Genomic DNA, 24,836 nt, shown 5'->3' with positions numbered 1-24,836 from the left:
GACCAGGTGACTCGGACGCGGCTGCCGTTCCGCCTCGCGGTACCGGCGCTGGCCGTGATGGTGCTCGCCGGATGTGCCGCTCGTATCGAGGGCACCGCCGTCTCCATCTACGACAACCCGTTCTCCGTGGCCGGTCTGCCGGTCTCCTCGGGCCCCAGTGGTCCGCGGCCCGGCGCCACGGATGCGCCGGTGACGATCGAGAACTCGGACGGCGGGGACGTCGACGTGCTCGCCGGCAACGCCGTCGCCGACATCGAGGCCTACTGGACCGAGGAGTTCCCCCGCATCGCGCGAGGCGCGTTCGAGGCCGTCGGCACGATCGTCTCGTGGGATCCCGACGAGCGCGGCCCGAGATTCTGCGGGGAATCCACGTTCGAATTCGTCAACGCCGCATACTGCAACCGCGACGACGTCATCGGCTGGGACCGCACCTACCTGATGCCGCAGCTCATCGAGACGTTCGGTCCCATGGCGGCCGTGACGGTGCTCGCCCACGAGTACGGTCACGCCGTGCAGTTCAAGGCCGGAACGGTTGCCGAGGACGATCCGGGCATCGTGTTCGAACAGCAGGCGGACTGCTTCGCGGGCGCCTTCATGCGGCACGTCGCCGCCGGCAACTCGGAGCACTTCCGGCTCAACACCTCGGACGGGCTGAACTCGGTGCTGGCGTCGATGGTGTCCTTCCGCGACAGCGATCCCAACGACCCGGGTGCGATCCACGGGTCGGCATTCGAACGTGTCACCGCGTTCCAGATCGGCTTCACCGACGGTGCGGGATCGTGCACCCGCATCGACGCTGCCGAGATCGAATCCCGGCGCGCCGATCTACCGCAGTTCTTCGACAGCTCCGACGACGGCGAACTCCCCGTGACCGAGGAGTCGGTGGAGGCGCTGATGGCGTCGTTCCGCCGGGTGTTCGATCTGCCGCGGCAACCGGAACTGGACCTGACCGGGGCCGACCTCGGCTGCCCGGATGCGAAGCCCACGTCCCCGGTGTCGTACTGTCCCGCCACCAACACCATCGGCGTCGACGTCGAGGAACTTGCGGACCGCGGCACTCCGCTGCAGACCGGCGCCGGGGGCATCACGACCGACGTGCGGGGCGACTACGCCGCATACGTCCTGCTCGCATCGCGCTATGCGCTGGCCGTGCAGAACGCCGCCGGTCAGGCGCTCGTCGAGCCTCGGACGGCGCTGCAGGCGGCCTGTCTCGCCGGTGTGATCAGCGCCGAACTGAGCCCCGACAGCACCGGCTCGCAACCGGCCGAGGACATGGTGTGGCTGTCACCGGGGGACCTGGACGAGGCCGTCTCCGGTCTGCTGGCCGACGGACTCGCCGCCAGCGATGTCAACGGCAACACCGTGCCGAGCGGGTTCTCCCGGGTCGACGCGTTCCGGACGGGGGTCCTCGGCGGGGAGGCCGCCTGTTCCGGGCGCTACCACTGAGCCGCCGCCGCCGAGCCGCCACCACCGAACAGTGTGCGGTGGGCGATCCGGAAAGCCGGAGCGCCCACCGCACGGGGGGGGGAATTCAGTACAGCGCCGACGCCAGCTTGCGCCGCGCCGCGACAACGAACGGCTCTGCCGGGTCGAACAGCTCGAACAATTCGAGCAGCCGCGCACGGGCCGCGTTCCTCTCGTCACCCGCGCTGCGGGCCACGAACCCGATCAGCCGCGCGAACGCAGCCTCGGGCTGCTGCGCGAACAGTTCCGCGTCGGCCGCAGCGAGCTGTACATCGAGATCGGCCGGGGCGGCATCCGCCCGGGCGATCGCGTCGGCCGGCACAGTCTGCGCCCGGGCGAGGAACCGGACCTGCCGCAACGCGGCCAGAGCGTCGGCATTGGCGGGCTCGGAATTGAGGATCAGCTCGTACGCCGCTTCGGCACCGGCCAGGTCCCCCGCATCGAGGGCCTGCTCGGCCGCGACGAATCGCGGGTCCTCCGCCGGTTCCTCCGCGACCTCCCCTCCGGGCGGGCCGGACAGCTTGCCGGCGACCGCGTCCTGGATGGCGGCAAGCCATTGCCGGAGCTGCGGTTCGGGCTGGACGCCCTGGAAGTCGGCGAGGGGTTGTCCCGCGGCGATGGCGACGACGGTCGGCACGGACTGCACGCCGAACGCCTGAGCGATCCGCGGGTTGGCGTCCACGTCGACCTTCGCGAGAACCCAGTTGCCGCCGCCCTCGTGCGCCAGCTTCTCGAGAACCGGTGAGAGCTGCTTGCACGGGCCACACCAGGTGGCCCACAGGTCCACGATGACCGGGACCTGCATCGAGCGCTGCAGCACCTCGGCCTCGAACGTGGCCTCGGTGACGTCGACGACGGGCGCGAGGCCGGTCGCGGCGGCGGCGCCGGAGTCGGACTGCGGCGGAGGTGGGGGGGCGGCGGCCCGCTCCTTGAGGGGCGCGAGATCCACCGCGCCGGACATTGCCGCGGCGGTCGCGGCGGAACGTGCTGACGGACGGGAACCTGGTCGAGTCACGGTGTCCAGTCTGTCACGTTCCGCGCGACAGGTGACAGCAGGTCAGGCGAGTGCGGGCGCGTCGGCCGGACGCGCCTGCGTGGACAACTCCGCGAGACGGCCGGTGCGCGCAGCCCACCACTCGAAGACGATCGTGCCGAACGGCGGGATGGAGGAGATCAGGGCCAGGCCGGTGGTGACCAGGTTCCACTTCAGCGCCCGTGCGGTGAGGAGAGCGACGAGGACGAAGGCGACGAACACGCCGCCGTGCAGCGGCCCGAAGATTTTCACGCCGATCTCGTTGCCGTTCTCCGGCAGGTACTTGAACGCCATACCGACGAGCAGGCCGGCCCAGGTGAAGGCCTCGAGGATTGCGACGAAGCGGAACCGCTTGGCCGGGGTGCTGAGATCGAAGAAGTTCGCCATGCACACCATTGTGCCGATCGCCTACGACGACCCGTCGTTGCTGTGAGAGACGTCACGGCCCCGACGCACTGCGTCGAGGCCGTGACAGGAGTAAGGAGCGGCGGGTTACGCCTTGGGGACGCGGACGATGAGGGCGTCGCCCTGGCCGCCGCCGCCGCACAGGGCCGCAGCCCCGACCCCGCCGCCGCGGCGGGCCAGCTCGAGGGCCAGGTGCAGCACGATCCGCGCCCCGGACATCCCCAGCGGGTGCCCCAGCGCGATCGCCCCGCCGTTGACGTTCACCCTCGCCGGGTCGATCCCGAGCTCACGGGCCGAGGCGATCCCCACCGCGGCGAACGCCTCGTTGATCTCCACCAGGTCCAGCTCGGCCGGCTCGAGGCCCTCCCGCGCGCAGGCCTTCGCGATCGCCCGCGCCGGCTGGGACTGCAGCGTCGAGTCCGGACCGGCGACCACCCCGTGCCGGCCGATCTCGGCGAGCCAGGACAGGCCGAGCTGCTCGGCCTTGGCCTTGGACATCACCACCACCGCGGCCGCGCCGTCGGAGATCTGCGAGGCCGAGCCGGCGGTGACGGTGCCGTCGGGGGCGAACGCCGGCCGCAGCGTCGCCAGGGACTCGGCGGTGGTGTCCGGGCGGATGCCCTCGTCGGCGGTGACCACGAGCGGGTCGCCCTTGCGCTGCGGGATCGACACCGGCACGATCTCGTCGTCGAACAGCCCGTCCTTCTGCGCGCGGGCCGCCCGCTGGTGGCTGGCGGCGGCGAACGCGTCCTGCTCGGCGCGGGAGACGGCCGCCGCGCCGGTGTTGGCGGCCTCGGTGAGGGCACCCATGGCCTGGTCGGTGAAGATGTCGTGCAGCCCGTCGAAGGCCAGGTGGTCGCGCAGGGTCACATCGCCGTACTTGAACCCGGCGCGGGACTTCTCGAGCAGGTGCGGGGCCCGGCTCATCGACTCCTGGCCGCCGGCGACGACGACGTCGAACTCGCCGGCGCGGATGAGCTGGTCGGCCAGGGCGATGGCGTCGATGCCGGACAGGCACACCTTGTTCACGGTCAGGGCGGGCACATCCATCGGGATGCCGGCGGCGACGGCGGCCTGGCGGGCCGGGATCTGCCCGGCCCCGGCGGTGAGCACCTGCCCCATGATCACGTACTCGACCTGCTCGGGGGCGACCCCGGCCTTGGCCAGGGCCCCGGCGATGGCGACCCCGCCGAGGTCCGAGCCGGAGAAGTCCTTCAGGGCGCCCTGCAGACGCCCCATCGGGGTCCGGGCTCCGGCAACGATGACAGAACTGGTCACGAGGGTTCCTCCGGTGGTGGGGTCACGGCTCCTGCGCGGGGCTGCGGGCGGACGAGCCCCATCCCGGCGCATACTGATCTAACGTTAGCGCTAACGTCTTTATTCATGACTGAGACCTCCCCCACTTCGACTCCGCTCGCGGCTCTGAGCTCCGGGCTCGTGACTGCCATCGACCACGTCGGTATCGCCGTTCCCGACCTCGACGCCGCCCTCACCTGGTACGCCGAGAACCTCGGACTCGTCTCGACCCACGAGGAGGTCAACGAGGAGCAGGGCGTGCGCGAGGCGATGCTGTCGGTTCCCGGCTCGCCCGAGGGCGCGACCGCGATCCAGCTGCTCGCCCCGCTGAACGAGAACTCGACGATCGCGAAGTTCATCGACCGCAGCGGCCCGGGCCTGCAGCAGCTCGCCTACCGCGTCAGCGACATCGATGCCGTGTCCACCGAGCTCCGTGCCCGGGGCGTGCGCCTGCTGTACGACGCCCCGCGACGTGGCACCGCCGATTCGCGCATCAACTTCCTCCACCCCAAGGACGCCGGCGGCGTGCTCGTCGAACTCGTCGAACCCGCCGCACACGGATCGCACTGACAACCCGCGTCCCGCCCGGTCGACCCGCCCGGTGTGCGCTGCCGCAGCATTAGCACAGGGAGGCGGCACGCGCAGCTCCGGCTGCCGCGAGCAGGTAGATTGGCGCCATGGTCTTCGATCGCGATCGCACCCCCAGCCACCTGCCCTTCTCGATCGTGCGCAAGGGATTCGACCGCGACGAGGTGACCAACTACTTCGCCAGATTCGAAGCCGAGCTGCGCGTGACCGCGACGGACCGGGATGCGGCCGCCGCCCAGGCGCGCGACCTGGCGAGACAGTTGGAGAACGCTCGCAACGAGATCGACGAGTTGCGCAAGGATGTCGATCGTCTCTCGGTGCCGCCCACCACGGCCGAGGGTATGAGCGACCGAATCTCCCGCATGCTGCGCCTCGCCTCCGACGAGGCGTCCGAGCTGCGGGCCCGGGCCGAGGCCGATGCCGCCGAGATGATCTCCCTGGCCGAACAGGAAGGCATCCGGCTGCGCGGCGACTACGAGGCGATGATCGCCGAACTCGCCGAGCGGCGTAAGGCGTTCGAAGCCGAGCACGCCCGGACGATGTCCGAGGCACGTGCCCAGGCCGCCCGGATCGTCGCCGCCGCCGAAGCCGAGCGCGATCGTCTCGCGGCGGAAGCGGAGGCCAAGCGGGACCAGGTTCAGCAGGATTTCGAGATCGCCATGAGCGAGCGCCGCAGCAAGGTCCTCGGCGCTCTCGACGAACTCGAACGATCCAGCAAGGCCGAGGCCGAACAGCGTCTCGAGATCGCATCACGCGAGGCGGCACGCCGGCTCGAGATCGCCACCGAACAGTCCGAACGGAAGATCGCCAACGCCCGCGATCTGACCGAGGAACTGCGGGTGCTGCGTGGCCGCATCCTCAGCCAGCTGGACGGTGTGCGCGGTCAGCTCGAGGCGGTGCCCTCGATGCTGGCTGCTGTGACGCGCGAAGGTGAGCTGCTCGACCGCGACCGGGACGCGTCCACCACCGACGGCGACACCGATGCGACCACGGAGATCGCCACCGAAGAATCCGAGAAGGAACCGGCCACCAAGGAACTGCCGGCGACGGCCGGCACGTCCGAGGACAGCGACCGGAAGAGCGGGCCGGGCGAACAGGGGAAGCGGTCCGGCAACGAAGCACCTGCGACCGACCGGCTCGGCCGGTCACCCGCGGTGGCCAGCAAGGTCCGCAACTGAGCCGACGTCAGGACCACGACGGCGAGCCATCAGGACCACGACGGCGAGCCGTCAGGACCACGACGGCGAGCCGTCAGGACCACCGTCGGCGAGCCGTCAGGACCACCGTCGGGTCGGTCCGCGGGTGCCGCGGCCGGACCAGCAGCCGTTGTGCCAGTGCCGGCGTTCGTCTGCTCCCCCTATGTCGTCGGTGGGCCAGGCGACCACGTGCGGCGTTCCCGGCGCGATCTCGTGATCGCATCCGGGGCACCGGTACGCCTTCGTTGCTCGCGAGCCGGGGACGGTGCGCACGGTGTAACGCTCGGATTCCGCACCCCACGGGCCCGATTCGGTGCGGGACGTCGCCCCGGAGAACGCCGACGCGCCGGTCTCGGGCCGGCGCCTGCGCTGTGATCGGGGGGTATTGCGGCGCGGCATCTCAGAACAGCCGGAACTCGTTGCTCTCGGTGCCGCGCAGCGCCTCGTAGTCGAGCACGAGGCAGCGGATACCGCGGTCGGTGGCCAGGGTCTTGGCCTGCGGCTTGATCTGTTGTGCCGCGAAGACACCGCTGACCGGCGCGAGCAGCGGGTCCCGGTTGAGCAGCTCGAGATACCGCGTGAGCTGTTCGACGCCGTCGATCTCGCCTCGCCTCTTGATCTCGACGGCCACCGTGCCGCCGTCCGCGTCCCGGCACAGCAGGTCCACCGGACCGATGGCCGTCGGGTACTCACGCCGGACGAGGGTGTAGCCGCGCCCGAGGGTTTCGACGTGCTCGGCGAGCAGTTCCTGCAAGTGCGCCTCCACACCGTCCTTGATCAGGCCGGGATCCACGCCCAGCTCGTGGCTGGAATCGTGCTCGATCTCCTCGATGGTGATGCGCAGCTGCTCACCCGCCTTGTTGGTCACCACCCACAGAGCGTTCGCATCTTCCGCGGACTCCTCGACCAGCCAACACGGCGGACTCATCCAGTTCAGGGGCTTGTAGGCGCGGTCGTCGGCGTGCACACTGACCGATCCGTCGGCTTTGACCAGGAGCAGCCGACGCGCCATCGGCAGGTGTGCCGTCAGACGTCCGATGTAGTCGACTCGACAGCGGGCAATCACAAGGCGCACGTTGCCACCCTAGAGGATCGCCCCGGACTACTCTCGAACGACCATGCCTCGCACTCGTCGCATCTCGCCACTCGGCTCACCGCTGCTCGGCGCACCCGCGGAATCCGTCCAGCGCCAACGTGTTCGCGTGCAGACGTTGCTCACCCTGCTGTTGCTCGGCACGAACATCGCGGGTGCTGCGATCACGGCGGTACTGATCAATGTCGTCATCCCGGGTCCCTCGGTGCTGCGCCCGGAGTTCGTCGTCGTCACCGGTGTCGTCGCGCCGGTGTACGTCGTGGGGGCGATCGTCCTTGGAACGATCGTCGGGACGCGACGCGGGCTCGCACAACTGCGCTGGATCCTCGAGGACCGGGATCCCTCGCCGGAGGAACGTCGCGCCACGATGCGGTTACCGATGCGGCTCACCGCCCAGCAGGGCGCGTTCTGGGCCCTGGGACTGGTGCTGTTCGCGACCGCCTTCGGGGTGCTCGATCCGCGCACCATCCCGAAGGTCGCGTTCACCATTGCTCTCGCGGGACTGACGGTCTGTGGCTTCGTCTTCCTCTTCAGCGAGTTCGCACTGCGACCGATCGCCGCCCGGGCCCTCGAGGCCGGCGCGACCCCGCGGCGCCGTCTCACCGGCACCAGCGGACGCATCATGGTGGCGTGGGTGCTGGGCAGCGCCGTTCCCGTCATCGGGTTGATGCTCGTCGCGGTCTTCAGCTTCGTCCGTCCCGTGTCGCCCGTCCGCTTCGCGGTGACGATCCTGACGATCGGCGGACTGGCGTTGGTGTTGGGATCGCTGCTGATGTTCCTCACCGCCCGGCGAAGCATCGCGCCGATCGAGTCCGTGCGGGCGGGCATGGCCCGCATCGAGGGGGGCGACCTCGATGCGGAGGTCGTCGTCTACGACGGGACGGAACTGGGCGAATTGCAGGCCGGATTCAATCGCATGGCCGACGGCCTGCGTGAGCGCGAACGGATCCGCGACGTCTTCGGCCGGCACGTCGGGCAGGACGTCGCCCGGGCGGCGCTGGCCTCGTCACCGCGGCTCGGCGGCGAAGAACGTGATGTCGCGGTGCTGTTCATCGACATCATCGGTTCGACGGCAATGGCTGCAGATCGTCCGCCGACCGAGGTCGTACAGTTGCTCAACCGCTTCTTCGAAGTCGTGGTCGAGGAGGTCCACCGCGTCGGCGGTTTCGTCAACAAGTTCGAGGGCGACGCGGCACTGGCCATTTTCGGCGCCCCGGTGGCAATGGACGATCCGCCAGGCAACGCCCTGGTGGCCGCCCGGACGATGGCACATCGACTGCGCACCGACGTCCCCGAGTGCGAGGCGGGGATCGGGGTCGCAGCCGGACTCGCAGTGGCCGGAAACGTAGGGGCTCACGAGAGGTTCGAGTACACGGTCATCGGCGATCCGGTGAACGAAGCTGCGCGACTCTCGGATCTGGCCAAGACGATCCCCGGCCACGTCGTCGCCTCGTCCCGGGCAGTAGAGGCGGCCGCCGATCACGAGCGCACGAGATGGGCGCCGAAAGGTGAAGTGACCCTGCGCGGGCGGTCGGAAGTGACCCGACTGGCGGTGCCGTCGGCGGACTGACCCCGCCGGCATTTCCAGGGCTTTCGGTGGTCCCGGCGGACCCGGAAATGCCGGAAGCCCCCCGACGAGGTCGGGGGGCTTCCGGTAACGGGTGTTCGGCGGTGTCCTACTCTCCCACACCCTGTCGGGTGCAGTACCATCGGCGCAGACAGGCTTAGCTTCCGGGTTCGGAATGGGACCGGGCGTTTCCCTGTCGCTATGGCCGCCGTAACTCTGCGAAACGTCACGCATCAGAGTTCTCGAATACCCTTGTCGGGCTTCGGTATCTGATGTGTGTGCTGTTTCAGATACCGCACAGTGGACGCGTAGCTTCTTCGTGGTAAGTCCTCGGCCTATTAGTACCGGTCACCTGCATGCGTTGCCGCACTTCCAGTTCCGGCCTATCAACCCGGTGGTCTGCCGGGGGCCTTACCCCCTCGAGGGGGTGAGAAACCTCATCTTGGAACAGGCTTCCCGCTTAGATGCTTTCAGCGGTTATCCCTTCCGAACGTAGCCAACCAGCCGTGCCCCTGGCGGGACAACTGGCACACCAGAGGTTCGTCCGTCCCGGTCCTCTCGTACTAGGGACAGCCTTCCTCAAGTTTCTAACGCGCGCGGCGGATAGAGACCGAACTGTCTCACGACGTTCTAAACCCAGCTCGCGTGCCGCTTTAATGGGCGAACAGCCCAACCCTTGGGACCTACTCCAGCCCCAGGATGCGACGAGCCGACATCGAGGTGCCAAACCATCCCGTCGATATGGACTCTTGGGGAAGATCAGCCTGTTATCCCCGGGGTACCTTTTATCCGTTGAGCGACACCGCTTCCACATGCCGGTGCCGGATCACTAGTCCCGACTTTCGTCCCTGCTCGACCTGTCGGTCTCACAGTCAAGCTCCCTTGTGCACTTGCACTCGACACCTGATTGCCAACCAGGCTGAGGGAACCTTTGGGCGCCTCCGTTACATTTTGGGAGGCAACCGCCCCAGTTAAACTACCCACCAGGCACTGTCCCTGAACCCGATCAGGGTCCGAGGTTAGAGGTCCAATACGATCAGAGTGGTATTTCAACAACGACTCCACGGTAACTGGCGTCACCGCTTCACAGTCTCCCACCTATCCTACACAAACCGAACCGAACACCAATACCAAGCTGTAGTGAAGGTCCCGGGGTCTTTTCGTCCTGCCGCGCGTAACGAGCATCTTTACTCGTAATGCAATTTCGCCGAGTCTGTGGTTGAGACAGCAGAGAAGTCGTTACGCCATTCGTGCAGGTCGGAACTTACCCGACAAGGAATTTCGCTACCTTAGGATGGTTATAGTTACCACCGCCGTTTACTGGGGCTTAAATTCTCAGCTTCGCGGATCGCTCCGCTGACCGGTCCTCTTAACCTTCCAGCACCGGGCAGGCGTCAGTCCGTATACCTCGTCTTACGACTTCGCACGGACCTGTGTTTTTAGTAAACAGTCGCTTCTCTCTGGTCTCTGCGACCACCCCCAGCTCCGACCGCGAAGGTCTTCACCAGGGCTGGTCCCCCTTCTCCCGAAGTTACGGGGGCATTTTGCCGAGTTCCTTAACCACAGTTCTCTCGATCGCCTCGGTATTCTCTACCTGACCACCTGTGTCGGTTTGGGGTACGGGCCGTGTGAAAGCTCGCTAGAGGCTTTTCTCGGCAGCATAGGATCATGGAATTCGCCTCATTCGGCTACGCATCACCTCTCAGGCTCGTGCGACACGGATTTGCCTATGTCACGCCCTACAGGCTTACACCGGTACAACCACTGACCGGCCCCACTACCTTCCTGCGTCACCCCATCGCTTGGCTACTACCACCGAAGGTCCCGTGCAGCAGGATCCCGTCTCCCGAAGGAGATCGATCACCCTTTGGACGGTTAGTACCGATGATTCACCAGGGGCGCGTTCACACGGGTACGGGAATATCAACCCGTTGTCCATCGACTACGCCTGTCGGCCTCGCCTTAGGTCCCGACTCACCCTGGGCGGATTAACCTGGCCCAGGAACCCTTGGTCATTCGGCGGACGAGTTTCTCACTCGTCTTTCGCTACTCATGCCTGCATTCTCACTCGCGCCGCCTCCACACCTGGATCACTCCGGCGCTTCCCCGGCGGCACGACGCTCCCCTACCCACCCACACCACTGCACCCGTCTCCGCAGAAACGAGTGGGTGTTGTGTGAGTGCCGCGGCTTCGGCGGTGTACTTGAGCCCCGCTACATTGTCGGCGCAGAACCACTTGACCAGTGAGCTATTACGCACTCTTTCAAGGGTGGCTGCTTCTAAGCCAACCTCCTGGTTGTCTCAGCGATCCCACATCCTTTTCCACTTAGTACACGCTTAGGGGCCTTAGCCGGCGATCTGGGCTGTTTCCCTCTCGACTACGAAGCTTATCCCCCGCAGTCTCACTGCCGCGCTCTCACTCACCGGCATTCGGAGTTTGGCTGATTTCGGTAAGCTTGTGGGCCCCCTAGACCATCCAGTAGCTCTACCTCCGGTGAGAAACACGCGACGCTGCACCTAAATGCATTTCGGGGAGAACCAGCTATCACGGAGTTTGATTGGCCTTTCACCCCTACCCACAGCTCATCCCCTCAGTTTTCAACCTAAGTGGGTTCGGGCCTCCACGACGTCTTACCGTCGCTTCACCCTGGCCATGGGTAGATCACTCCGCTTCGGGTCTAGAACATGCCACTGATACGCCCTGTTCGGACTCGCTTTCGCTACGACTACCCCACACGGGTTAACCTCGCGACATGCCACTAACTCGCAGGCTCATTCTTCAAAAGGCACGCCGTCACCCCCAGCAGACCAAACTGCTCGAAGGCTCCGACGGATTGTAAGCGCACGGTTTCAGGTACTATTTCACTCCCCTCCCGGGGTACTTTTCACCTTTCCCTCACGGTACTAGTCCGCTATCGGTCACCAGGGAGTATTCAGGCTTATCGGGTGGTCCCGACAGATTCACAGCAGATTTCACGGGCCCGCTGCTACTCGGGCACCCTCCACGAGAGCCGGCATGTTTTCGTCTACGGGATTCTCACCCTCTACGACGGGCCGTTCCAGACCACTTCGACTAACACACCGGTTTCTTACTCTCGCCCACCATGACAGTGATGGGAAGAAGGGCCCCACGACCCCACGAGTGCAACGCCTGCCAGCTCTCACACACCCGCGGTTTAGCCTCTTCCGCTTTCGCTCGCCACTACTCACGGAATCACATGTTGTTTTCTCTTCCTGTGGGTACTGAGATGTTTCACTTCCCCACGTTCCCTCCACACGCCCTATATATTCAGGCGCGGGTAACACGACATCACTCGTGCTGGGTTTCCCCATTCGGAAATCCTCGGATCACAGCTCGGTTGACAGCTCCCCGAGGCATATCGCAGCCTCCCACGTCCTTCATCGGCTCCTGGTGCCAAGGCATCCACCGTACGCTCATAAACACTTACAACAAAGATGCTCGCGTCCACTGTGCAGTTCTCAAACAACACACAACAACCGATACTGGGGAAAGAAGAACCCTTCCCGTTCCCGGTCATCGTCGCTGACAAAACACTCGCGTGTTCTCTCAGGACCCAACAGTGCACCGATATAACTCTCTTCCCGCCGGCACTCGGACCGGCGGTGACGAAGAAAATACCTGTCAGCGTTCCACCCATGAGCTCCTGCCGTTCCACGTGTGGGAACGAAACAGTCTCTGCCCGAGAGGCATTCACCTGTGTGAACCCTCACCGGGAGAAGTGCTCCTTAGAAAGGAGGTGATCCAGCCGCACCTTCCGGTACGGCTACCTTGTTACGACTTCGTCCCAATCGCCGATCCCACCTTCGACGGCTCCCTCCCACGAGGGGTTAGGCCACCGGCTTCGGGTGTTACCGACTTTCATGACGTGACGGGCGGTGTGTACAAGGCCCGGGAACGTATTCACCGCAGCGTTGCTGATCTGCGATTACTAGCGACTCCGACTTCACGGGGTCGAGTTGCAGACCCCGATCCGAACTGAGACCGGCTTTAAGGGATTCGCTCCACCTCGCGGTATCGCAGCCCTCTGTACCGGCCATTGTAGCATGTGTGAAGCCCTGGACATAAGGGGCATGATGACTTGACGTCGTCCCCACCTTCCTCCGAGTTGACCCCGGCAGTCTCCTGCGAGTCCCCACCATTACGTGCTGGCAACACAGGACAAGGGTTGCGCTCGTTGCGGGACTTAACCCAACATCTCACGACACGAGCTGACGACAGCCATGCACCACCTGTACACCGACCACAAGGGAAACCCCATCTCTGGGGCGGTCCGGTGTATGTCAAACCCAGGTAAGGTTCTTCGCGTTGCATCGAATTAATCCACATGCTCCGCCGCTTGTGCGGGCCCCCGTCAATTCCTTTGAGTTTTAGCCTTGCGGCCGTACTCCCCAGGCGGGGCGCTTAATGCGTTAGCTACGGCACGGATCCCGTGGAAGGAAACCCACACCTAGCGCCCACCGTTTACGGCGTGGACTACCAGGGTATCTAATCCTGTTCGCTACCCACGCTTTCGCTCCTCAGCGTCAGTTACTGCCCAGAGACCCGCCTTCGCCACCGGTGTTCCTCCTGATATCTGCGCATTTCACCGCTACACCAGGAATTCCAGTCTCCCCTGCAGTACTCAAGTCTGCCCGTATCGCCTGCAAGCCCGCAGTTGAGCTGCGGGTTTTCACAGACGACGCGACAAACCGCCTACGAGCTCTTTACGCCCAGTAATTCCGGACAACGCTCGCACCCTACGTATTACCGCGGCTGCTGGCACGTAGTTGGCCGGTGCTTCTTCTGTACCTACCGTCACTTGCGCTTCGTCGGTACTGAAAGAGGTTTACAACCCGAAGGCCGTCATCCCTCACGCGGCGTCGCTGCATCAGGCTTGCGCCCATTGTGCAATATTCCCCACTGCTGCCTCCCGTAGGAGTCTGGGCCGTGTCTCAGTCCCAGTGTGGCCGGTCGCCCTCTCAGGCCGGCTACCCGTCGTCGCCTTGGTGGGCCGTTACCCCACCAACAAGCTGATAGGCCGCGGGCCCATCCTGCACCGGAAAACCTTTCCACCCCGGAACATGCATCCCGAGGTCCTATCCGGTATTAGACCCAGTTTCCCAGGCTTATCCCGAAGTGCAGGGCAGATCACCCACGTGTTACTCACCCGTTCGCCACTAATCCACCCAGCAAGCTGGGCTTCATCGTTCGACTTGCATGTGTTAAGCACGCCGCCAGCGTTCGTCCTGAGCCAGGATCAAACTCTCCGTTGAAGACTCTCAATCAAACCCCGAAGGGCCGATCAGCCATAAGCGTAGAGCCGAATCACTAGCAAAAAACTCAAACTAGCAAAAACACTGGATCATCACAGACGGAAGAATGCGATGTCCAGCAACAACCACCCCACAAAAGTGAAGTGGCCGCACCAAAATAATTTGGCACTGACATTCATCGGCACACTGTTGAGTTCTCAAAGAACACGCACACACCATCACCCCGCGAACCAACGTCCGCGGCGCTCCGGGGCAACCGTTCCAGCCTACCCACACCACCCGCCGGGAACAAACCCGACACACTCGGTGGGATCGGCAACGGCCCAGAACCCTACCAGAAGATTCCGAACCGAACAATCAGGCGCCTGCGTCCAACCTCGTTGTCCCGAGCCCCTGCGGGCCGGGTCGGTGTCCGTGTCGCTCTGACCTGCAATAAGTTACGGGACGAATAACTGGACGCCAAATCCGCTGGTCAAGCTCGTAGGCGGTGCCGTTTCCCCTGGTAGCAGACCGTCTCCGGCACCTTCGCCGCGTTGCCCGTTCCCAGTGATGCGCGGCACACTCGACTCCGGAGGCGGATCTCGCTCAACGTGATGTATGAAACACCTTGGCGCACAACTACTTTCGAGGCAACGAGATCAGGATTCGGAGTTCACTCGTTCGATGACGCCCCCGAGTTCCTCGATGATCTCCACGAACCTCGGGTAGCCGCGATCGATGTGGTACACGTCGTGCACCTCGGTCACGCCGTCGGCGCACAGTCCGGCCAGGACCAATCCGGCGCCGGCCCGGATGTCCGACGACCACACGGGCGCGCTCGACAGCTCCTCGACTCCGCGGACCACGGCGTGATGTCCGTCGGTGCGAGCGTCGGCCCCGAGGCGGATCATCTCCTCGACGAACCGGAACCGCGCCTCGAAGACATTCTCCGTGATCATCGACGTTCCGTCGGCGACTGCCGCGAGACCGATCGCCATGGGCTGGAGGTCGGTGGGGAATCCCGGATACGGCAGGGTCGCGAAGTTGATCGCTCGGGGACGGTCGTGCTGGACGACCCGGAAGCCGTCGACTTCGGGGGTCACCTCCGCACCGGCGGCACGGAGCTTGTCGAGCACGAGGCTCAGGTGCTTCGGGTTGACGCCCCGCACGCGCACGTCGCCACGCGTCATCGCCGCCGCGATCCCCCATGTCGCCGCGACGATGCGATCTCCGATGACACGGTGGGTGGTGGGTTCGAGACGCGGAACGCCCGTGATCGTCAGTGTCGAGGTGCCGGCACCGGAGATGCGGGCCCCCATCTGAACGAGCATGTTGCACAGGTCCACGATCTCCGGCTCGCGGGCCGCGTTGTCGATCGTGGTCTCGCCGTTCGCCAGGACGGCGGCCATCAGGATGTTCTCGGTGGCCCCGACCGACGGAAAGGCCAGCCGGATCGCGTTGCCGTGCAGGGCGTCGGCCTCGGCCACCACGCAGCCGTGCTCGATGGTGCTGTGCGCCCCCAGCAGTCGGAGCCCCGTCTGGTGCATGTCGAGGGGGCGTGAACCGATGGCGTCACCGCCCGGCAGCGCGACGACGGCTTTCCGGCACCGGGCCACCAACGGCCCGAGGACACACACCGACGCCCGGAACTGCCGGACGGCGGCGAAATCGGCCTGATACTTCGGCTGCGCGGGAGTCGTGATGCGCGCCTCGTCGCCCTCGAGCTCGACGTCGCATCCGAGCCCGCGCAGGACCTCGGCCATCAGCGGGACGTCGAGAATGTCGGGGCAGTTGGTGATGACGCTCGTCCCCTCCGCCAACAGAGCGGCCGCCATCAGCTTGAGCACGCTGTTCTTGGCGCCCCCGACGACAACCTCACCGACAAGCCGGTTACCACCGGAGACAAGAAAGCGATCACTCACAACGCCACAGCCTATCGACCACACTGCGGGAATACGGGAGCGGTACCGTGACCTGCATGGCTGTCCATCTCACACGGATCTACACCCGCACCGGCGACGACGGTACGACGGGCCTCAGCGACTTCTCCCGGGTGTCGAAGAACGACCCGAGACTGGTCGCGTACGCGGACTGCGACGAGACGAACGCGGCACTCGGGGTGGCGCTCGCGTCGGCCGAGGTACCGGAGCGGATGGCGCCTGTCCTGCGCCAGATCCAGAACGACCTGTTCGACGCCGGAGCGGACCTGTCGACGCCGGTGGTACCGGAGCCGAAGTACCCGCCGCTGCGGATCACCCAGGCGTACATCGATCGGCTCGAACGCTGGTGCGACGAGTTCAACGAGGGTCTGGCGCCGCTCGATTCCTTCATTCTTCCCGGCGGTACCGTCCTGGCGGCCCAGCTGCACACGGCGCGGACGGTGGCACGGCGGGCGGAGCGCTCGGCGTGGGCGGCGGTGGCCGCTCACCCGGACGATACGAATGTGCTGCCGGCGAAGTACCTCAACCGGCTGTCGGATCTGCTCTTCATCCTCGGCCGGGTCGCGAACCCGGGCGGGGATGTGCTCTGGAAGCCGGGCGCGGGCGCGTGAAGAACGGTCGGCCGGGCGTCAGTTCGGCCGACCGCGCACGGACCGGTCCGACGGACGGGATTCGATCCAGGACAGGAAGGCGGTCAGCGCGCCGCTGTCGAGTGCAATCTCGAAACTGCTTGCGCCGTCCTGGACTTCGAGAATCACGATGTCCTCGGTCATGATGTCGTACTCGCTGCCCTCGGGCGCTCGACGATTGCGTACCTCGACGCCCTGCCGGGCCAGCCGCGAGTCCGGACCCGGACGCAGGCTCGAGAGCTTGTAGAAGACGAGCGTGCGCTCGCCGTAACGGATGACGCCGTGCCGCCACCCGGCGCCGGCGCCGTTGGGCAGCCGGCGCAGTATCGCTGCGGTACTCCCGCCCCGCAGGGTGAGGAGGCGATACAGAAAAGCCGCGACGGCAACCGCGAGCAGTATCACCAGAACGATGAGAACAATCATTCCAACTGACACTGCTCGTCGGCTCCGTCGCGGCTTGTCGTATCCGTCAGGCCCGCTCGACGGCCCGGAGTCGGCCCCGGGCTGCCGCGATCTCGGCCTCGTCCTGGCTGTCGCTCAGCACGGCGCGCGCGGACTCGACGTCGATGTTCTCCGTCAGCTCCGCAGCCTCCGCGAGGATCGTCACCGTCGTGGCGGTCACCGAGAGGAAACCGCCGTGCACGGCCGCGACGACCCGATCGCCGTCGGCGGTGGTGATGGAGACGACACCGCCTTCCACGAGCTGGCCGAGGACCGGCTCGTGGCCCGGCATGACACCGATCTCGCCCTCGGTCGTCTGGGCGCTGACCAGCCGGGCGGTGCCCGACCAGAGGCGCTCCTCGACGGCAACGAGGTCCACGGTCATTTCAGCCATCGCGGACTACTTCCCGGCGATCTTCTTGGCAGCGGCCTCGACGTCGTCGAGTCCACCGCAGCTGTTGAACGCCTGCTCGGGCAGGTGGTCGAACTCACCCTTGGTGACGCGGTCGAACGCCTCGATGGTGTCACGCAGCGGCACCACGGAGCCGGGCTCGCCGGTGAACTTCTCGGCGACGATGAAGTTCTGGCCGAGGAACTTCTGGATACGACGGGCGCGGCCGACGAGGACCTTGTCCTCCTCGGAGAGCTCGTCCATGCCGAGGATGGCGATGATGTCCTGCAGCTCCTTGTACTTCTGCAGGATCCGCTTGACCTCGTTGGCGACCCGGAAGTGCTCGGCACCGACGATGCCGGGCTCGAGGATGCGCGAGGTCGACGTCAGCGGGTCCACAGCGGGGTAGATACCCATCTGCGAGATCGGACGCGAGAGCTCGGTGGTCGCATCGAGGTGCGCAAACGTCGTGGCCGGAGCCGGGTCGGTGTAGTCGTCGGCGGGCACGTAGATCGCCTGCAGCGAGGTGATCGAACGGCCACGCGTCGAGGTGATGCGCTCCTGGAGCTCACCCATCTCGTCGGCCAGCGTCGGCTGGTAACCCACGGCCGACGGCATACGACCGAGCAGGGTCGAGACCTCGGAACCGGCCTGGGTGAACCGGAAGATGTTGTCGATGAACAGCAGCACGTCCTGGCCCTGGATATCGCGGAAGTACTCCGCCATGGTCAGCGCGGACAGGGCGACGCGCATACGCGTTCCCGGCGGCTCGTCCATCTGGCCGAAGACGAGGGCGGTGTCCTGGAGGACGCCCATCTCCTCCATCTCGAGGTGGAGGTCGGTGCCCTCACGGGTGCGCTCGCCGACGCCGGCGAAGACCGACGTGCCGGAGAACTCACGCGCGATACGGGTGATCATCTCCTGGATCAGAACGGTCTTGCCGACACCGGCACCACCGAACAGACCGATCTTGCCGCCCTTGACGTACGGGGTCAGCAGGTCGATGACCTTGATGCCGGTCTCGAGGATCTCGGTCTTGCCCTCGAGCTGGTCGAAGGCCGGCGGCTTGCGGTGGATGCCCCACTGCTCGCCGTCGCGTCCGGTGCCCGGGGCGTCCAGGCAGTCACCGAGGGCGTTGAACACGTGGCCCTTGACGACGTCGCCGACCGGCACGGAGATCGGACGGCCCGTGTCGACGACCGTGGTGCCGCGCACCAGGCCGTCGGTGGGCTGCATGGAGATCGTGCGCACCAGGTTGTCACCCAGGTGCTGCGCGACCTCGAAGGTCAGGGTCTTCGCCACGGACGGCAGAGTGACCTCTGCGTGCAGGGCATTGAACAGAGCGGGAACGGCACCACGCGGGAACTCGACGTCCACGACGGGGCCGATGACCCGAACGACGCGGCCGGCGGTGGCCGAGGCCGCCCCCGCCCCGTAGTTATCGGTTACTGCTGCGGTCATGTGCTTAGTCACTTCCTGCACTCGAGGCGAGCGCGTTGGCACCGCCGACGATCTCGCTGATTTCCTGGGTGATCTGCGCCTGGCGGGCCTGGTTGGCCTGACGGCTGAGGGTATTCACCAGTTCCGTGGCGTTGTCGGTGGCCGCCTTCATGGCGGTACGCCGTGCGGCCGACTCCGACGCCGCGGCATCGAGCAGCGACGCGAAGATGCGGGTGCTGATGTACTTCGGCAGCAGGGCCGCGAGCAGCGTCGAGGCCTCCGGCTCGAAGTTGTAGCCGGGCCGCGGACCGCCGTTGCTGCCGACGTGCCGGCCGTCGGTGAGCATGTCCTCACCGAGGTCGATCTCGTCCTCGGTGACGGTCACCTCGAGCGGCGCCATGCGGCGCACCTCGGGGCTCTGGGTCAGCATCGAGACGAAGCGGGTGTAGACGATGTGCAGTTCGTCGACGCCCTCGATCGTGCCCTCACCGTTCGGCGCGGGAACCTCGTTGCCGGAGCCCGCCATGAACAGCTCCACCAGGTGACGGCTCGCCTTGGCCGCATCGGTGTAGCGCGGCTCCTGGGAGAACCCGGTCCACGCCCCCGCGACCGGCCGGCCGCGGAAGGTGTAGTAGCTCAGGCCCTTGGCACCGAGCACGTAGAGCACCGGCTCCTTGCCCTCGCTGACCAGCAGCTGACGCAGCTCCTCGGCCTCCTTGAGGACGTTGGCGTTGTAGCCACCGGCCATACCGCGGTCGCTGGTGACGACCAGGACCGCAGCACGCCTCGGGTTGGGCCGCTCGTTGAGCAGGGGGTGATCCAGCGACGCGGACGCACTCGCCAGCTCGGAGAGCACCTTGGTGATCTCCTCGGCGTACGGCTTGGACGCTGCCACTCGGGCCTGAGCCTTCGTGATCCGCGACGTCGCGATCAGCTCCTGCGCCTTGGTGATCTTCTTGGTCGAGTTGACCGACTTGATCCGCGAGCGGAGCTCGCGCAGGCTTGCCATTCGTCGATCACACTCCCTTCACAGGACGCTGGGTCATGGTCTCCACGCTCACTTGCGAACAGTGGTGCGCTTGACGGAAACCTGCTCCTGCTCGACCTCGTCGGCGCCCAGGGCCTCGGCCTCGGCCTCGTTCACGACGCGGGTTCCGTCGGAGGCGATGAAGCCCTCCTTGAACTTGTTGGTCGCGGCGAGCAGCGCGGAGGCGGACTCGTCGGTCAGCGCCTTGCCGCCGGCGATCTGCTCGTAGACACCCGACGCGCTGTGGTGCAGGTCCTCGAGCAGCTCGGTCTCGAAGCGGCGCACGTCACCGACGGGCACCGAGTCGTAGACACCCTGACCGGCGAGGTAGATCGACACGATCTGGTCCTCGACGGCGACCGGGGCGTACTGGTCCTGCTTGAGGAGCTCGACCAGACGCTGGCCGCGCTCGAGCTGCGCCTTCGACGCCGCGTCGAGGTCGGAGGCGAAGGCGGCGAACGCTTCGAGCTCGCGGAACTGCGCAAGCTCGAGACGCAGCGAGCCGGAGACCTTCTTCATGCCCTTGGTCTGCGCGGCGCCACCGACTCGGGAAACCGAGATACCGACGTTGATGGCGGGACGGATGCCCTTGTTGAACAGGTCGGACTCGAGGAAGACCTGGCCGTCGGTGATGGAGATGACGTTGGTCGGAATGTAGGCCGAGACGTCGTTGGCCTTGGTCTCGATGATCGGCAGGGCGGTCAGAGAACCGCCGCCGAGCTCGTCGGACAGCTTGGCCGAGCGCTCCAGCAGACGCGAGTGCAGGTAGAACACGTCGCCCGGGTAGGCCTCACGTCCCGGCGGGCGGCGCAGCAGCAGGGAGATGGCGCGGTACGCCTCGGCCTGCTTGGTGAGGTCGTCGAACACGATGAGCACGTGCTTGCCCTGGTACATCCAGTGCTGGCCGATGGCCGAACCGGTGTAGGGGGCGAGCCACTTGAAGCCGGCGGAGTCGGACGCGGGGGCCGCGACGATGGTGGTGTACTCCATCGCGCCGTGCTCCTCGAGGGCAGCCTTGACGCCCGCGATGGTGGAGCCCTTCTGGCCGATCGCGACGTAGATGCAGCGGACCTGCTGCTTCGGGTCGCCGGTGGCCCAGTTGGCCTTCTGGTTCAGGATCGCGTCGACGCAGACGGCGGTCTTGCCCGTCTTGCGGTCACCGATGACCAGCTGGCGCTGGCCGCGGCCGATCGGGGTCATCGCGTCGATGGCCTTGATGCCGGTCTGCAGCGGCTCCTCGACCGGCTGGCGCTGCAGCACGGTCGCGGCCTGCAGCTCCAGGGCCCGGTTCTCGGTCGCCTCGATGTCGCCGAGGCCGTCGATCGGCTGACCCAGGGGGTTCACGACGCGGCCGAGGTAGCCGTCGCCGACCGGCACCGACAGAACGTCGCCGGTCCGCTTGACTTCCTGGCCCTCTTCGAGGTCCTGGTAGTCGCCGAGGATGACAGCACCGATCTCGGTGGCGTCGAGGTTCAGGGCCACGCCCAGCACACCGCCGGGGAACTCCAGCAGCTCGTTGGCCATCGCCGACGGCAGACCGCTGATGTGCGCGATGCCGTCACTGGTGTCGGCGACCACGCCGACCTCCTCGCGGGAGGCCTCCGGGGAGTAGCTCGCGGTGTAGTTGTCGATCGCGCTACGGATCTCGTCGGAGGAGATCGTCAGCTCCGCCATGTTCTTCCTGCTCTCGGTATCTGGTCTTCGAAAAGATCGCAATGTGTGTGTGTTCGGTAGTGGACTACGTGAGGCTCTTGCGCACTGCGGCGAGTCGACCCGCGGCGGTGCCGTCGATGACCTCGTCGCCCACCCGGACGACCAATCCACTGAGAAGCTCGGGAACCACCTCGACGTGCACCGTGACCGGCTTGCCGTACGTTCTGGTCAGGATACCGGTGAGCCGTTCGGTCTGCGCCGCGCTGAGGGGTGCCGCACTGCGCACATGGGCGACGGCGCGGTCCCGCTGGGTGGCGGCGAGGTTCGACAGTTCGTCGAACGCATCGGCCGGGGCCTTGCTCTTCAGCCGTCCGACGGCCTGCACGGCCAGGGCCTCGGTGATCGCGGTGGACTTGCCGTAGAGCAACCGCGAGAGGAACTCGCGCTTGGCCGCCAGCGGCTTGGTGCGATCGGAGAGGGCCTGCTCGAGCTCGGCGTTGCCGGCCACGATGCGACCGAGCCGGAACAGCTCGTCCTCGACGGTGTCGAGCTGGTTCTGGTCGGCCGCTGCCGTCAGGAGGGCTTCGCGACCCAGCTGAACGAGGGAGTTGGTCAGGTCGGACTGGGTCGACCAGTCCTGCCCTGCCGCCGCCTTCAGGGTCGCGAGGGTGACGGGCGAGACCTTGCTCCCGAAGACCCGCTCGGCCAGCGCCTGCCGGCCGGCTGCCGGGGCCGAGGCGTCGGCCAGCGCACTCCGCAGGGTGCGCTGATCGTCGAGCACCTCGACCACCGAGAACAGCTCGGAGCCGGCCTGCGCCGCAGCTGCAGTTGCGGCACCCGCGGCAGCGGATGCGGTGCTCGACGCCAACGCGCCCTGCAGCGCGGAACGCGTCTGAGCGAGTGCCTCACGGCTTGCTGCGTACATGGTGCTCACTTTCGGGATGCAGAGTCAGCGCTGAGGGAGTCGAGCTCGCTGAGGAAGCGGTCGATCGAGCCGGCACGCTTGACGTCGTCGGAGAGGGACTCCCCGATGACCTTCTCGGCCAGATCCACGGCGGTGCGGCCGAGATCACCGCGCAGCTCGGTCACGATCTGCTGGCGCTGGGCCTGCAGCTGGTTGTGACCGGCGGCGACGATGCGGTCGCTCTCCTCCTGGGCCTGAGCCTTCATGTCCGCGATGATCTGCTGGCCCTGGGCGCGGGCCTCCTCACGGATCTGCGCCGCCTCGGTGCGGGCCTCGGCGAGCTGCGCGCGGTACTGCTCGAGCGCGGCCTTTGCCTCGGCCTGAGCTTCCTCGGCCTTCTTGATGCCGCCTTCGATCAGCTCCGAACGCTCGTCGAGCACCTTCTGGAACAGCGGAAGCACGTACTTCCAGAAGACGAGCCCGACGATGATCAGGGCGACCAGCGACCAGACGATGTCGTACGTCGCGGGAAGCAGAGGATTCTGGTCCTCTGCCTCCGCCGCGAGCAACAGGATGCTGTCAGCCATGGTCGTCAGATCAGAAGATGAAGCCGGCGACGATACCGATCAGCGCCAGGGCCTCGGTGAACGCGATACCGAGGAACATGGTGGTGCGCAGCTGGCCGGCCATCTCGGGCTGGCGGGCCATGCCCTCGATCGCCTTGCCGACGACGATGCCGATGCCGATGCCGGGGCCGATGGCCGCGAGGCCGTAGCCGACCGCACCGAGACCGCTGATGGTGCTCTCCGTCTGGGCGAGGACGTCAACTGCCTGAAGCGCAACGCTCATTGGTGTTCCATTCCCTTTCTTGTGGCTCGGCCCCGGGGATCGGCAACCGAGTCAGTCTGTGTGTTGTGTGGGTAGTGCCGGTCGGCGTGCTAGTGCTCTTCGGCGTGCAGCGCGAGGTCGATGTACACCGCAGTCAACAGCGCGAAGATGTACGCCTGCAGGACGATCACCAGCAGCTCGAAGAAGGTGAACGCGATGCCACCGATCAGCGAGCCGATACCGAAGATCTTCATCGCGCCGTCGGCGCTGAAGAAGAAGAACTGGGTTGCGCTGAAGAACAGCACCAGCATGATGTGGCCGGCCAGCATGTTCGCCATGAGACGGATGGTGAGCGTGAACGGGCGCAGCAGGAACGTCGAGATGAACTCGATCGGGATGACCAGCACGTGCAGCGCGGGCGGCAGGTTCGGCACGACGATGCTGCTCTTGACGTAGCGGAAGAACCCGTACTTCTTGATGCCCACGTAGTTGAAGACGACGTAGGCGAGCGCGGCCAGGACGATCGGCATGCCGATACGCGCGTTCGACGAGATGTTCAGGAACGGGATGACCGACGTCAGGTTGAGACCGACCACGAGGAAGAAGATGGTCACGAGAACCGGAAGGAATCGGCGGCCCTGCTGCTTGCCGAGGATGTCCTCGGCGATGTTGATCCGCACGAAGTCGATCATGATCTCGGCGACGTTCTGCACACCGCGGGGCACGATCTTCGGGCTGCGCATCGCGAGCGCGAAGAACAGCGCCACGAGCACGGCCACGACGACGCGGATGAGCATCAGGCGGTCCATTTCGAAGGGGGTGCCTTCGAACAGAACTGCTGGGGGGAAGAAATCGGCTAGTGACGGCGCGTGGAATTCTCCGGCAGCCAAGGTGGTGACGCTCAGCGCTCTCTCCCGTAGTCGGCCGCAGGCATTGCCGTCTGCGGTTCGATCGGACATTGACGATCCAACAAGTCGACCAGGTCGGCTCGCGTATTCGCCAGCTGCTGTCGGCTCCCGATCGGGGCCAGCGTCTGTCGGTGTCGGCGACTCTCGTCGACTCGGCGGCCATTCGAACACGACCGCCTGCGAGGACACAACCGCACTCGACTCCTCGGGAATCGCAGGCAGTCGCACTCGCTTGGGACGACCTTATCAACACTTCTACGACGTTGTGTAGGCGGGTGCCCGTACCGCGAGGTCATTGACAACGAGGGTACTACCGTTCGTCGTTGTTCCCCTGCTCAGCGCTACCGGCAGGCTCCACGTAGAGCGCGCGCTGCGACAGCACGCCGTAGGTCTCGGCGCCCAGGACGACGAGGAGCGCGAAGACGATCGTGAGTACGAGCACGCCCTTGTCGTAGAAGTCGAGCGGCCTGAGCAGCATCATCACCACGATCGCGAGGATCAGCTTGAGCAGCCAGGTGCCCAGCAGCACCGCACCCGCCGTCGTCGCCGGAAGACGGGCGGTGAGCAGCACGCCGAGCGCGGTGAAGAGGATGAAGCCGCCGCCCACGGCAGCGCCGATCAGCGCACCCCACACGCCCGGCAGACCGGCGACGAGGCCACCGATCACGGTGGCGACGACCGTCAGCACGATGAGCCCGAGCACGCCGTACCGGACGGCGGCGCGCATCGGCGCGGAGGAATCGGGCAGGGCGGGCAAGGGCTGATCCGGGGAGGTCACGG

General features: G+C 66.1%; 21 protein-coding genes and 3 rRNA genes. 5 read left to right on the top strand and 19 right to left on the bottom strand.

The window, feature by feature from the left end; translation table 11 throughout:
• Positions 1 to 6: 6 nt before the first annotated feature.
• The gene (locus ACWPQI_RS08890) at positions 7 to 1,446 is read left to right on the top strand and encodes a neutral zinc metallopeptidase (RefSeq protein ID WP_017681052.1); all 1,440 of its coding nucleotides are present in this window, start codon (positions 7 to 9) and stop codon (positions 1,444 to 1,446) included.
• An 85-nt stretch (positions 1,447 to 1,531) separates the two neighbouring features.
• Here ACWPQI_RS08890 and ACWPQI_RS08885 read toward each other — a convergent pair whose 3' ends face one another.
• From ACWPQI_RS08885 to ACWPQI_RS08875, 3 genes are all read right to left on the bottom strand, one after another.
• Positions 1,532 to 2,425 (bottom strand): tetratricopeptide repeat protein, encoded by an 894-nt coding sequence (locus tag ACWPQI_RS08885; protein ID WP_474738764.1) that lies wholly within the window; start codon positions 2,423 to 2,425, stop codon positions 1,532 to 1,534.
• A gap of 96 nt (positions 2,426 to 2,521) precedes the next feature.
• The gene (locus ACWPQI_RS08880; RefSeq protein ID WP_017681051.1) at positions 2,522 to 2,893 is read right to left on the bottom strand and encodes a DUF3817 domain-containing protein; all 372 of its coding nucleotides are present in this window, start codon (positions 2,891 to 2,893) and stop codon (positions 2,522 to 2,524) included.
• 96 nt (positions 2,894 to 2,989) lie between these two features.
• Positions 2,990 to 4,180 (bottom strand): acetyl-CoA C-acetyltransferase, encoded by a 1,191-nt coding sequence (locus tag ACWPQI_RS08875; protein WP_474738763.1) that lies wholly within the window; start codon positions 4,178 to 4,180, stop codon positions 2,990 to 2,992.
• Positions 4,181 to 4,285: 105 nt separating this feature from the next.
• Here ACWPQI_RS08875 and mce point away from each other — a divergent pair, with 105 nt between their 5' ends.
• Entirely contained in the window at positions 4,286 to 4,768 is a 483-nt protein-coding gene (gene mce, locus ACWPQI_RS08870) for a methylmalonyl-CoA epimerase (RefSeq protein ID WP_026138156.1), read from the top strand.
• A 107-nt stretch (positions 4,769 to 4,875) separates the two neighbouring features.
• Positions 4,876 to 5,964, top strand: coding sequence for a coiled-coil domain-containing protein (locus ACWPQI_RS08865; protein ID WP_010596965.1), 1,089 nt, complete (start codon positions 4,876 to 4,878; stop codon positions 5,962 to 5,964).
• Between the two features lie 96 nt (positions 5,965 to 6,060).
• Here ACWPQI_RS08865 and ACWPQI_RS08860 read toward each other — a convergent pair whose 3' ends face one another.
• Together ACWPQI_RS08860 and nucS are read right to left on the bottom strand one after the other, a co-directional pair.
• Positions 6,061 to 6,381, bottom strand: coding sequence for a hypothetical protein (locus ACWPQI_RS08860; protein ID WP_048773903.1), 321 nt, complete (start codon positions 6,379 to 6,381; stop codon positions 6,061 to 6,063).
• A 1-nt stretch (position 6,382) separates the two neighbouring features.
• Positions 6,383 to 7,057 (bottom strand): endonuclease NucS, encoded by a 675-nt coding sequence (gene nucS / locus ACWPQI_RS08855; RefSeq protein WP_010596964.1) that lies wholly within the window; start codon positions 7,055 to 7,057, stop codon positions 6,383 to 6,385.
• Positions 7,058 to 7,100: 43 nt separating this feature from the next.
• Between nucS and ACWPQI_RS08850 the strand changes: the two genes are divergently transcribed.
• Positions 7,101 to 8,645 (top strand): adenylate/guanylate cyclase domain-containing protein, encoded by a 1,545-nt coding sequence (locus ACWPQI_RS08850; RefSeq protein WP_026138157.1) that lies wholly within the window; start codon positions 7,101 to 7,103, stop codon positions 8,643 to 8,645.
• Between the two features lie 93 nt (positions 8,646 to 8,738).
• Here ACWPQI_RS08850 and rrf read toward each other — a convergent pair.
• The 4 genes from rrf to murA all read right to left on the bottom strand — a co-directional run bounded on the left by rrf (position 8,739) and on the right by murA (position 15,817).
• Positions 8,739 to 8,855 (bottom strand): 5S ribosomal RNA (gene rrf, locus ACWPQI_RS08845).
• 105 nt (positions 8,856 to 8,960) lie between these two features.
• Positions 8,961 to 12,093: ribosomal RNA gene (locus ACWPQI_RS08840) — 23S ribosomal RNA — on the bottom strand.
• 300 nt (positions 12,094 to 12,393) lie between these two features.
• A 16S ribosomal RNA gene (locus ACWPQI_RS08835) occupies positions 12,394 to 13,916 on the bottom strand.
• The 16S, 23S and 5S rRNA genes sit together here, the layout of an rRNA operon.
• A 638-nt stretch (positions 13,917 to 14,554) precedes the next feature.
• A complete protein-coding gene (gene murA, locus ACWPQI_RS08830; RefSeq protein WP_010595889.1) occupies positions 14,555 to 15,817 on the bottom strand; it encodes a UDP-N-acetylglucosamine 1-carboxyvinyltransferase in 1,263 nt (420 codons plus the stop codon).
• Between the two features lie 56 nt (positions 15,818 to 15,873).
• On the opposite strand from murA, the gene ACWPQI_RS08825 reads away from it, so the two are divergent.
• Positions 15,874 to 16,446, top strand: coding sequence for a cob(I)yrinic acid a,c-diamide adenosyltransferase (locus ACWPQI_RS08825; RefSeq protein ID WP_010595888.1), 573 nt, complete (start codon positions 15,874 to 15,876; stop codon positions 16,444 to 16,446).
• Between the two features lie 18 nt (positions 16,447 to 16,464).
• Here the strand turns inward: ACWPQI_RS08825 and ACWPQI_RS08820 are convergent, their stop codons facing one another.
• From ACWPQI_RS08820 to ACWPQI_RS08775, 10 genes are all read right to left on the bottom strand, one after another.
• Positions 16,465 to 16,887 carry a DUF2550 domain-containing protein gene (locus ACWPQI_RS08820; protein ID WP_237211576.1) on the bottom strand — a complete coding sequence of 141 codons (423 nt, stop codon included), beginning with the start codon at positions 16,885 to 16,887 and terminating at the stop codon, positions 16,465 to 16,467.
• Positions 16,888 to 16,933: 46 nt separating this feature from the next.
• Positions 16,934 to 17,299: a F0F1 ATP synthase subunit epsilon gene (locus ACWPQI_RS08815; RefSeq protein ID WP_026138061.1), complete on the bottom strand. Its 366-nt coding sequence runs from the start codon at positions 17,297 to 17,299 to the stop codon at positions 16,934 to 16,936.
• A 6-nt stretch (positions 17,300 to 17,305) separates the two neighbouring features.
• Positions 17,306 to 18,757, bottom strand: coding sequence for a F0F1 ATP synthase subunit beta (gene atpD, locus ACWPQI_RS08810; RefSeq protein WP_237211577.1), 1,452 nt, complete (start codon positions 18,755 to 18,757; stop codon positions 17,306 to 17,308).
• Between the two features lie 4 nt (positions 18,758 to 18,761).
• Entirely contained in the window at positions 18,762 to 19,745 is a 984-nt protein-coding gene (locus ACWPQI_RS08805; RefSeq protein WP_010595884.1) for a F0F1 ATP synthase subunit gamma, read from the bottom strand.
• 48 nt (positions 19,746 to 19,793) lie between these two features.
• Entirely contained in the window at positions 19,794 to 21,437 is a 1,644-nt protein-coding gene (gene atpA / locus ACWPQI_RS08800) for a F0F1 ATP synthase subunit alpha (protein WP_017682014.1), read from the bottom strand.
• Between the two features lie 64 nt (positions 21,438 to 21,501).
• Positions 21,502 to 22,341 (bottom strand): F0F1 ATP synthase subunit delta, encoded by an 840-nt coding sequence (locus tag ACWPQI_RS08795; RefSeq protein ID WP_010595882.1) that lies wholly within the window; start codon positions 22,339 to 22,341, stop codon positions 21,502 to 21,504.
• A 5-nt stretch (positions 22,342 to 22,346) separates the two neighbouring features.
• Complete coding sequence (locus ACWPQI_RS08790; protein WP_006944352.1) at positions 22,347 to 22,907, bottom strand: F0F1 ATP synthase subunit B; 561 nt, start codon at positions 22,905 to 22,907, stop codon at positions 22,347 to 22,349.
• A gap of 10 nt (positions 22,908 to 22,917) precedes the next feature.
• Entirely contained in the window at positions 22,918 to 23,169 is a 252-nt protein-coding gene (locus ACWPQI_RS08785; RefSeq protein ID WP_003935756.1) for an ATP synthase F0 subunit C, read from the bottom strand.
• A gap of 89 nt (positions 23,170 to 23,258) precedes the next feature.
• Positions 23,259 to 24,107 (bottom strand): F0F1 ATP synthase subunit A, encoded by an 849-nt coding sequence (atpB, locus tag ACWPQI_RS08780; protein WP_172603547.1) that lies wholly within the window; start codon positions 24,105 to 24,107, stop codon positions 23,259 to 23,261.
• A gap of 259 nt (positions 24,108 to 24,366) precedes the next feature.
• Complete coding sequence (locus ACWPQI_RS08775; protein ID WP_010595881.1) at positions 24,367 to 24,783, bottom strand: Cg1360 family ATP-synthase-associated protein; 417 nt, start codon at positions 24,781 to 24,783, stop codon at positions 24,367 to 24,369.
• Between the last annotated feature and the right edge of the window lie 53 nt (positions 24,784 to 24,836).

It is taken from the genome of Rhodococcus sp. LMD (assembly GCF_056108245.1).
Note: the sequence above shows the minus strand (reverse complement) of the source record. Positions and strands in the feature narration are given on the sequence as shown.